Raw genomic sequence first — 10270 nt, forward strand, 5'->3', positions numbered from 1 at the left:
CGTGAGCAAGAGAAAAGATTTCCCATGAGCAAGAGCAACAATTCCGATCATACGTCTCGGGCTTCTGGTGTGGATCAGGAAAGCCAGCGAATTGCTGCAAAAAATGCCGCGCGCAAACGCCAGCGCATCACGCCCATGGCGGGCGACCGTGACCGTTACACAGGTTTGCGCAATGTCGCCCCGCTGGTGTCAAACCTGACGCGGCCGCTGGTGCGCAAGCGCGGCTTCTTCCAGGCCGAAATTTTGCTGCACTGGGCCGAAATTGTGGGGCCTGCGCTTGAAAATTGCACCATTCCCGTGCGCTATACCCCGCCGCGCGGTGAAAATGGTGGCGGTGGCACGCTTATGGTGCGTGTTTCGGGGCCGATGGCGCTGGAATTGCAGCATCGCATGCCGCAAATCATTGACCGGGTGAATACCTATTTCGGTTATCGTGCGGTGGAACGCATCAAAATGATGCAGGGTGATATTTCCCGCCCGGAAAAACGGGTGCTGCGCCCCGCCCACGTGCCCGAAGGCCCGATCCGCCAAGGTAGCGAAAAAGTGATCAACGAAATCGAAGACCCGGCCCTGCGGGAAGTGCTATTGCGTTTGGGTCGTCATATCAGTGGCGCCGGTAAAGGCCAGGGCAAACCATGAAAATGCAGCACCCCGGTTGAATTGTACCGGCGGTGATGTGTTTGCGATAGGCAACCGGTTGCCGCTTTTGTCGAATCAGTTTCTGGCGAAAGATCAACATGGATTTGCCCGAATTTCGGGCAATGTTTGCGACTCGTTGGTTCAACGGCCATTGCGGGGCTGTGTTGACTTAGCAGGCGCAACCGGCTTGTAATCGCAAAAGTTTGTTTTAACGGAGGTTTCCTTGCTTAAGCCGTTTAAATACCTTGTTGCGGTGGTTGGTGTTTCCCTGGCGGCATTGACTGCGCACGGGGCGCAGGCCACGGAATACAAAGAACACGTAATGGGCGCAGAAGATGCGCCGGTGACGATTGTTGAATATGCATCCTTCACCTGCCCGCATTGTGCGCGTTTTGCCAACGACGTGTTCCCCGACGTCAAAAAGGAACTGATCGATACCGGCAAGGTTAAATGGATTTACCGCGATTACCCGCTGGACGGGGTTGCGGTTCGTGCCTCTGCCGTTGCCCAGTGTGCGGGTGATGACCGGTATTTTGGCGTGCTGGAACTTCTGTTCAAATCCCAGTTGACCTGGGCACGCAGCAGCGACCCGATCGCCGGTATCAAACAGGTTGCCCGCTTTGCCGGCATGGACGGCGAAACGGTGGATAGCTGCCTGGCCGATGAAGAACTGATCAATGGCATTGTGGGTTCGCGCCTGGAAGCCGAACAGAAATACAATGTCAATGCCACGCCGACCTTCCTGATCGATGGCAAAACCTATTCCGGTGAAAAGGATTTGGAATTCTTCACCGAAAAGGTCGATGATCTGACCAACTAATTGATTGAAACTTGCTTTACCGGCGCGTTATGCAATGCGCCGGTAAAAACACGGGCCTTTATCGGCCAGGGGAACTGATTGGTCCAATTCAAGTCGCTGCGACTGACGGGGTTTAAGTCCTTCGTCGATTCAACCGAATTGCTGGTCGAAGACGGGCTGACAGGTGTTGTCGGTCCGAATGGCTGTGGCAAATCCAATCTGGTTGAAGCGCTGCGCTGGGTGATGGGCGAAACATCGGCCAAGCAGATGCGTGGCTCGGATATGTCCGACGTTATTTTCGGCGGCACATCCACACGTCCGGCCCGCAATGTGGCCGAAGTTTCCGTGGTGCTGGACAACAGCGAACATCGCGCCCCGGCAATGTTTAACGACCACGAGGAACTTGAAGTCGTCCGCCGGATCGAACGGGGCGGCGGTTCCAATTACAAGGTTAACGGCAAGGATGTCCGTGCGCGTGACGTACAGCTTCTGTTTGCGGATGCCGCAACAGGGGCGCGGTCCAACGCCATGGTGTCGCAGGGCAAAATTGGCGCGCTGATCGGGGCAAAACCCTCGCAACGGCGCCTGGTGCTGGAAGAAGCCGCCGGGATTACCGGCCTGCATTCACGCCGGCACGAGGCCGAACTGCGCCTGAAAAATGCCGAACAGAATCTTGAACGTCTTGAAGACGTTCTGGTGACGCTTGATAGCCAGATTACTTCGCTGCAAAAGCAGGCCCGGCAGGCCCAGCGTTACCGCAAATTAAGCGAAAGCATCCGCCAGACCGAAGCCCTGCTGTTTCATATTCGCTGGCAGGAAGCTGCCAAGCGCCAGCAGGATGCCCGAGAATTGCTGGTGGCCGGTGAATCAGCCGTGCGTGATTTGACCGGCGAGGTCACCCGCGCCACCACCGAACAGGCCCATATTGCCGCCAGCCTGCCCGATTTGCGCAAACAGGAAGCCGAAGCCAGTGCTGCCCTGCAACGCCTGGTGATCGAGCGTGAAGGCCTGGACAAAGAAAAGCAGCAGATCGAAACGCAGATGGCGCAGCTTCGCGCCCGCATTCAGCAAATTGATGCCGACCTTTCCCGTGAAGCCGAACTGGCAAACGATGCGCAAGGCGCGTTGGACAAGCTGAAACGCGAACGCCAGGATTTGCGCGACGCCCAGGGCGGCGAAGACGACGAACTGGATGATGCCCGCGAACGCGTTGCCGAAAAGGCCCTGCGCGTTGAAGAACTCGAAGGTCTGGTTGACGAGCTGACCAGCCGGGCCGCTGCCGAGGAAGCCCGCCTTAAATCGGTGCAGCAGCGTTTGTCCGAACTGGGTGCACGCCGCATCCGCCTGACGGACCGTTACGACGAAGCCGTTGCCAAGCTGGATGATATTCGCGTTGAAGCCGATTTCAGCGATGCCCTTGAAGATGCCGAAATGGCGCTTGAGGAATGCGAGGAAACGGTTGAACAGCGCAAAATGGCAATCGAAGAAGCCGAAATGCGCGTCGCCGAATTGCATGACCGCGAAGATGCCGCCAAAATTGCCGAAAATCAGGCCCGGGATGCCCAGCGCGATGTTGAATCGCGCCTTGCCCGCCTGCGTGCCGAGATCGAAGCCCTTGAAGGCCTGGTCAAAGGCAGCGGCGATGGTCAATATTCCCCGATCATTGAACAGATCACGGTTCAGGGTGGGCTGGAACTGGCGGTGGCTGCTGCCCTTGGCGAAGACCTTGACGCACCCGATGCCCCCGAAGCGCCAACCCATTGGGCCGGGGTGGACCCGCTGCCCGATGACCCGGCATTGCCTGAAAATGTCCAGGCGCTGGCGAAATTTGTGCAGGCCCCGGCATTGCTTAATCGCCGCCTGTGGCAAATTGGCGTGGTTGATGACGACTCCACCGGTAACTGGCTGTGCAAGGAGCTTAAAACCGGGCAGCGGCTGGTCTCACGGGATGGGTCTTTGTGGCGCTGGGATGGGTATCGTATTCTGGCCGGGGCGGAACTGCCCGCAGCAGTTCGCCTGCGCCAGCGCAACCGCCTGGATGAATTGCGTGCCGAACGCGACGAAATCGAAGATCTGGTTGAAGAAAGCGTTGAGCGTGCCGAACTGGCGCGTGAAACGCTGGAACGCTTGAACGAGGAAATTGCCGAGGCCCGTGCAGCCGAGCAGGAAGCCCACCGTGCCGCGCGCGAGGCCGATGGCCAGCTTTCACGGGCACGCGAGGAAATCGCTAATATCAAGCGCGATGCCAGTGCCATTGAAAGCCGCCTACAAGCCGCCGAGGACGTGGTGAACCGCACCCGGCAGGACCTCGATGAACTGATTGCCGAACAGGAAGAGCTAGCCGCCACCCCGCAGGAAAGCAGCGATGGCCTGATCGAGATTAAGGCCGAACTGAACGAAAAACGCGCTGATCTTTCTGATGCACGCGCCGACCAGATGGAATCACGCAGCCAGCTTGAACGCATGCAGCGCGATATGTCGGGGCGGCGCAAACGGCTGGAATTTGTTGAAAACGAAATTGCCACCTGGAATGAACGTGCGTCGGGGGCGGGGGACCGTGTTGCCCAGCTGCGCGAACGCCAGGAAGAAGCGCAGATGGAGCTTGAAGAGCTTGAACTGCGCCCCGACGAAATTGAAGAACGCCGAGCCGTTTTGACCGACCGTGTCGGCTTGGCCGAACAGGAACGCAAGGATAGCGCGGATCGGCTTGTCAGCGCGGAAACAGCGCAGCGCGATGCCGACCAGGCCCTGAAAGATGCCGAACAGAAACTGGCCGAAGCCCGCGAAGGGCGTGTGCGCTGCGAGGCCTTGTTAGAGCAGGCCGAACAGCACCGCCGCGATTTAATCGAGCGTATTCGCGAACGCGTAAATGCCACCCCTGATCAGTTGCCGGAACTGGCAATGCTTGATCAGAATGAAGAACTGCCATCCGAGGCCGATATTGAAGCCCGCCTTGGCCGCCAGACACGTGAACGCGAAAATCTGGGGGCGGTTAACCTGCGTGCCGAGGTTGAACTGGCCGAGATGGAAGAACAGAAAAACACGCTGGTAACCGAGCGCGACGACCTGCTGGCTGCGATTGACAAATTGCGCAATGGGATCAGCCAGCTTAACCGTGAAGCGCGTCAGCGCCTGAATAAGGCGTTTGAGGAAGTCGACAAGCATTTCCAGCAATTGTTCGTGCGGCTGTTTGGCGGGGGGCATGCACATCTGATGCTGACCGAAGCCGATGATCCGTTAAATGCGGGGCTGGAAATCATGGCCTCACCGCCGGGCAAGAAGCTGCAGCATCTTTCGCTGCTATCTGGTGGGGAACAGGCATTGACGGCGATGGCGCTGCTCTTTGCGGTTTTCATGACCAATCCGGCGCCGATCTGCGTGCTTGACGAAGTTGACGCCCCGCTGGATGACGCCAACGTTGACCGTTTCTGCCGTCTGCTTGAGGCGATTGGCCGCCACGCCAATACCCGATTCATGGTTATTACCCACCACCGTATGACAATGGCGCGAATGAATCGCCTGTTCGGTGTGACGATGGCAGAGCGCGGTGTATCCTCCCTGGTGTCGGTTGACCTGCGCCAGGCGGAAGTTTATTCGCAAAAAGAACAGCATGAGCTGGATTTGACCAGTTAGGTCAAAAGAGTGCCTGAAAGATCCATTTCATGTCCGGGAACCCAGGGAAACCGCCGGTTGCACGGCTTTGCGGGTTGTTTTCGGGTCGGGTGTATAAGGAGTGATCCCGAACACACCTGAGGCCCATTTAGGGTGCTTTTTCGTTAAAAATTGTTATTTTTCAATTTGTTAAATGGGGTTTTCGATGCTGCGAACATCCGGGTTTTACGGCTTGACAGCCTATGGGGGGCTAAGTATGTTGCCCGCGCCTTTCCTTGTGTTGCACGCAAGGCTGTCACAGCGGGGTTTGTCACGATGAGCGAGGATAAAGATCGCGCTTCTCTGGCTGAGCTGGATCGCAAGTTGACGGCCGTAGCTGGACGGCGTGAAGAAAAGCAGGGCCCGGTTTCGGGTGGCCGGAAAAGTTCGTCGGCGGGCATGGCGCTAGGCATGCGGATATCAGCGGAAATGATCGCTGCTACTGTGGTCGGGCTGCTGATTGGTTGGGGACTGGACCGGTTTTTTAATACGATGCCTTTGTTGCTTGTCCTTTTTGTCATTCTTGGGGCAGGTGCCGGGGGCCTTAACGCCTATCGCGCAGCCAAAGGCTATGATAGTGCCATTGGACTTGGGCGCGCGATGGGGAAGCCCAAGCAGGGGGACAAGGAATAATCCTTGGCCTGACAAGATTGAGCGAGGATTACGGTGGCTGGACCGCTAGAGCAGTTTGAAATCAAACCGTTGGCCGAAATCTCGGCAGGTGGTTTTGATATTTCCTTCACCAATTCCGCCCTTTGGATGGTGATCGCAGCCGTTCTCGTAACGGCGTTCATGACGCTTAGCATGCGTCGTGGCGCACTGGTGCCGGGTCGCTGGCAGGGTGCGGCCGAGGTGATGTACGAATTCGTCGCCAATATGCTCAAAGATAATGTGGGGACGGCCGGGCGCAAGTACTTCCCGTTTGTTTTCACGCTGTTCATGTTTGTGCTGTTCGGGAACCTTCTTGGTATGATCCCGCACGGCTTTGCCTTTACGAGCCACATCATCGTGACCTTCGCGATGGCTCTGGTGATTTTTATCGGTGTAACGATTATCGGCTTTGCGCGCCACGGAACGCATTATCTGCGTATGTTCTTTCCGGAAGGTGCCCCGATTGCGACTGCGATCATTTTGATCCCGATTGAAATCATTTCCTATTTCTCTCGTCCGTTCAGCCTGGCAATCCGACTTTTCGCAAATATGACAGTCGGCCACATCATGCTGAAAGTGATTGGCGGGTTCGTCGGATTGATCGGCATTTTCGGCGTGCTTCCCTTCGCTATGCTGACGGGGATTACCGTTCTGGAGTTCGGCATTGCTGCGCTTCAGGCCTATGTTTACACAATTCTCACCTGCATCTATCTCCATGATGCAATCCACATGCACTAATGTGCTGTGGACTGGTGTGATCTTTTCTTATTGCCTTTAAGAAATTCGAAAGGGTGAAGTTATGGAACTCGATGCTGCGAAAATGATCGGTGCTGGCCTGGCTGCTATTGGTATGATTGGTGCCGGTATCGGGGTGGGTAACATTTGGTCGAGCCTGATCGCGACCGTTGGTCGTAACCCGGCTGCCAAAGCTGACGTTGAACTTTATGGCTGGATCGGCTTTGCCGTTACCGAAGCTATTGCACTGTTCGCACTCGTCGTTGCGCTGATCGTTCTGTTCGGCTAATCGGCGCCTTTTGCGCGAATACTCGGCCCGGCGAGGGTTTTCTCTCGCCGGCGTCGTTGAATTCGGGAGTAGGCTATGCCGCAGTTTGATATTTCGTCGTTCCCGTCCCAGGTTTTCTGGCTCGCTGTTGTTTTCGTCGTCCTTTACATTCTGATGTCGAAAATTGCACTGCCGAAAGTTGGTGACGTGTTGGAACGCCGTCACAAGACTATCGAAGACAACCTTGGCAAGGCTCGGGCGTTGAAAGACGAAACCGATGCCGCCATCGCACGGTACGAAGCAGCCCTGGCAGAAGCCCGGGAAGCCGCTCATGCCGATATTCGCGAAGCATCGGAAAAGGCTGCTGCACAGCAGGCTGCTGAAACCGACGCGCTGGCCAAGAAACTGTCTGACAAGACATCCGCAGCCGAGAAACGGATTGCAGATGCCAAGACTGCTGCCCTTGGTGGTGTGTCTGAGGCCGCGGCTGATATTGCCCGCGAAGCAACTGCGAAACTGATCGGCGTCAAGGTCCAGACCAAAACTGCAGAAAGTGCAGTTTCGGCAGTCATTGGGGAATAAACACCATGGAAGCAGAACACGGTAGTTTCTTCACCAATCCGGAAACCTGGGTAACTTTTGCATTCCTGCTGGTCGTCGTTCTCGGCGGCTTCAAGGTTGTAAAGGGTATCTCAGCAGCGCTTGATAAGCGCTCTGGCAAGATTTCCAACGAACTTGACGAAGCACAGCGCCTGCGTGAAGAAGCCCAGGAGCTTCTGGCCAAATATCAGGCCAAGCAGCGCGAAGCGCTTAAAGAGGCGGATGAAATCCGTGCTCATGCCAAGTCGGAAGCCGACCGTATGCTGGCAAATGCCAAGGCTGAACTCGAAGCGTCGCTCAAGCGTCGTGAACAGCAGGCCATGGATCGTATCAGCAATCTGGAAGCCCAGGCCGTGGCTGAAGTTCGTGCCCGTGTGGCCGAAATCGCTACCCAGGCAACCATCGCAATGGTGTCTGAAAAGGCAACTGGCGCGAAGGCGGAAGAACTGGTTGATAACGCGATTGCCGAGATCAAGGGCCGCCTGAACTAATTCAGGTTTGCTCCTTTTCGGAAAAAAGCCCCTTTGGCGTTCGCCAGAGGGGCTTTTTCATATCTGCGATCAGGGCCTATGGGGCGGGGGCGATGCTATTATTGAAACGCTTCTTGCTGATCACAGGTATTCACAGCACAGCCTGTAAGTGATGCCCTCGGAATTCATAAAGGGGACTGGCAGAAGCAGTTTGTATGGATATCTGCCAGTCCCCTTTCCATTTTTCGCAAGGGGTTTGTTGGTTCAGTTGGCAAACCGTTCGGCCCGGCCATGGGGTGCCATGAAGTCCAGCATCGGGCCAACCGGCACAATCCCGGTCGGGTTGATCATACGGTGGCTTTCGTAATAGTGGCCCTTGATGTGATCAAAATGAACGGTCTGTGCGATACCGGGATGCTGGTACAGGTCGCGGGTATAGTCCCACAGATTGGGATAATCCTTGAGCATGCGGATATTGCATTTGAAATGCCCGTGATAGACCGCATCAAACCGCAACAGGGTTGTAAACAGGCGCCAGTCGGCCTCGGTTAACTGGTTGCCAACCAGATAACGCTGGCCGCCCAGCCGGTTTTCCAGCCAGTCCAGCGCGGAAAAAAGGGTGCCAACGGCATCTTCATAGGCCTGCTGGGTGGTGGCAAAACCTGATTTGTAAACACCGTTATTCACCTCGTGATAAACACGGTCATTCACCGCATCAATTTCATCACGCAGATGGTCGGGGTAATAGTTCCCTTCCTTCGCGCCCAGGCCATCAAACGCGGTATTGAAAATGCGGATGATTTCGGCTGACTCGTTATTGACGATGGTGTTGGTTTTTTTGTCCCACAAAACCGGCACGGTAACGCGGCCGGTATAGTGCGGGTCGGCATCGGTATAAACCTGATGCATGAAATCATGGCCACCAAGATCATCGGTCAGATTATCTTTGGGGGAAAATTCCCAGCCATTTTCCAGCATCCGCCAATGCACCACCGAAACCGAAATCATATCTTCCAGCCCCTTGAGGCTGCGAAAGATCAGCGCGCGGTGCGCCCAGGGGCAGGCATAGGAAATATATAAATGATACCGGCCCTTTTCGGCCGGGAAGCGGGCATCGGCATCGGTCGAGATTTCATTGCGAAACGCGCTTTCCTGGCGCTTGAATTTGCCGCCGGTGGATTTGGTATCGTACCACTGGTCCTTCCAGACCCCGTCAATCAGCAATCCCATGGTCGTTTCCTTCATTTCCGGCCGGTAAGCATCAGGCAGTCTTACCGGCTGTGCATATTACGGTGTTGACCCTATCTTGACGTTTTCCAAGTTGAAGGCAATGGGGTGATGTGACATTAATTTGTTTCCATATGCGCAACAGTGATGTGGCAAACCCCGACAGGTAAGGATGGGACAATGCTGATTGGTAATCTGGATGGCATGACGGTTTTTGCCCGCGTGGTCGAAGAGCAAAGCTTTTCTGGCGCATCGCGCAAACTGGGCATGTCGAAATCCGCCGTTAGCAAACATGTCACCAAGCTGGAAGACAGTTTGGGCATTCGCCTGTTAAACCGTACCACCCGCCGCCTCAGCCTGACTGATGCCGGTTCAACATTCTATCAGCATTGCGCGCGTGTGGTCGAAGAGATCGAATCTGCCGAACATGCCCTGACGGATTTGCGTGGAACCCCGCGCGGGGTTTTGCGCATTTCGGCCCCGCTAACGTTTGGTCAGCGTTTTTTGCCCAATGTCATTGCGGATTTCATGGAGCTTTATCCCGGCCTGAAGGTTGATATTCATCTGGCCGACCATAAGGTGGACCTGGTGGCCGAAGGTTTTGACATGGCCATTCGCATCACGCGCCTGCGCGATTCCAGCATGATCGCCCGCAAGCTGGCCGATTTTCACGGCCAGATGGTGGCATCCCCGGAATATCTTGAACGGCGCGGTACGCCCAAGCATCCCAATGATCTGGTTGATCATGATATCCTTGCCTACAGCAACCTGCCGAACCCCAATGTGTGGGAATTTGACGGCCCCGACGGCCCGCTCAGCGTGCGGGTAAACCCGACCATGTGGTGCAACAATGGCGAGTTTACCGCCGTTGCCGCAAGGCGCGGTCTGGGCATTGCCAGCCAGCCGGAATTCATTATTGCCGAATCGCTTCATAGCGGTGAACTGGTACCGATCCTGCCGGAATACTGGCCGCGTCTGGGAGGCGGTATTTACGCTGTCTATCCCGAACGCCGCCACCTGCCGACCAAGGTGCGCATGTTTATCGATTATCTGGTGGAACGGTTCAATTCCGGCCTCGCAACCGAAATGCGCGGCCCGTGCGCAAAGGTCGTAAGGCCGCTTCCCGAACATGTATTGGGCAGGGCTGACGACGAAGAAGCAGACGCATAAGCAATCCTGTGCCGTTGTTTTTGACCGCCACAGTTAATTGACATCGCCGCGAATAAAAAA

The 10270-nt window shown here is 55.9% G+C and carries 10 protein-coding genes; 9 read left to right on the forward strand and 1 reads right to left on the reverse strand.

Annotated features, from left to right (window positions below; translation table 11 throughout):
* The first annotated feature begins 24 nt into the window (after positions 1-24).
* The 8 genes from CSC3H3_RS02355 to CSC3H3_RS02390 all read left to right on the forward strand — a co-directional run bounded on the left by CSC3H3_RS02355 (position 25) and on the right by CSC3H3_RS02390 (position 7834).
* Positions 25-639 (forward strand): DUF721 domain-containing protein, encoded by a 615-nt coding sequence (locus tag CSC3H3_RS02355; protein WP_101271231.1) that lies wholly within the window; start codon positions 25-27, stop codon positions 637-639.
* Between the two features lie 223 nt (positions 640-862).
* Positions 863-1459, forward strand: coding sequence for a DsbA family protein (locus CSC3H3_RS02360; protein ID WP_245881241.1), 597 nt, complete (start codon positions 863-865; stop codon positions 1457-1459).
* Between the two features lie 78 nt (positions 1460-1537).
* The gene (gene smc / locus CSC3H3_RS02365) at positions 1538-5071 is read left to right on the forward strand and encodes a chromosome segregation protein SMC (protein WP_101283460.1); all 3534 of its coding nucleotides are present in this window, start codon (positions 1538-1540) and stop codon (positions 5069-5071) included.
* Between the two features lie 294 nt (positions 5072-5365).
* Positions 5366-5722, forward strand: coding sequence for an AtpZ/AtpI family protein (locus CSC3H3_RS24945; RefSeq protein WP_245881242.1), 357 nt, complete (start codon positions 5366-5368; stop codon positions 5720-5722).
* 33 nt (positions 5723-5755) lie between these two features.
* A complete protein-coding gene (locus tag CSC3H3_RS02375; protein ID WP_073953290.1) occupies positions 5756-6478 on the forward strand; it encodes a F0F1 ATP synthase subunit A in 723 nt (240 codons plus the stop codon).
* Positions 6479-6539: 61 nt separating this feature from the next.
* Positions 6540-6764 (forward strand): ATP synthase subunit C family protein, encoded by a 225-nt coding sequence (locus CSC3H3_RS02380; RefSeq protein ID WP_073953291.1) that lies wholly within the window; start codon positions 6540-6542, stop codon positions 6762-6764.
* Between the two features lie 75 nt (positions 6765-6839).
* Positions 6840-7325, forward strand: coding sequence for a F0F1 ATP synthase subunit B family protein (locus CSC3H3_RS02385; RefSeq protein ID WP_101271235.1), 486 nt, complete (start codon positions 6840-6842; stop codon positions 7323-7325).
* 5 nt (positions 7326-7330) lie between these two features.
* Positions 7331-7834, forward strand: coding sequence for a F0F1 ATP synthase subunit B family protein (locus CSC3H3_RS02390; protein WP_101271237.1), 504 nt, complete (start codon positions 7331-7333; stop codon positions 7832-7834).
* Between the two features lie 243 nt (positions 7835-8077).
* Here CSC3H3_RS02390 and CSC3H3_RS02395 read toward each other — a convergent pair whose 3' ends face one another.
* Positions 8078-9043 carry a glutathione S-transferase family protein gene (locus tag CSC3H3_RS02395; RefSeq protein ID WP_101286065.1) on the reverse strand — a complete coding sequence of 322 codons (966 nt, stop codon included), beginning with the start codon at positions 9041-9043 and terminating at the stop codon, positions 8078-8080.
* A 177-nt stretch (positions 9044-9220) separates the two neighbouring features.
* Here CSC3H3_RS02395 and CSC3H3_RS02400 point away from each other — a divergent pair, with 177 nt between their 5' ends.
* Entirely contained in the window at positions 9221-10210 is a 990-nt protein-coding gene (locus CSC3H3_RS02400) for a LysR family transcriptional regulator (RefSeq protein WP_101271241.1), read from the forward strand.
* Positions 10211-10270: the final 60 nt, after the last annotated feature.

Source organism: Thalassospira marina, assembly GCF_002844375.1.
GTDB lineage: Bacteria > Pseudomonadota > Alphaproteobacteria > Rhodospirillales > Thalassospiraceae > Thalassospira > Thalassospira marina.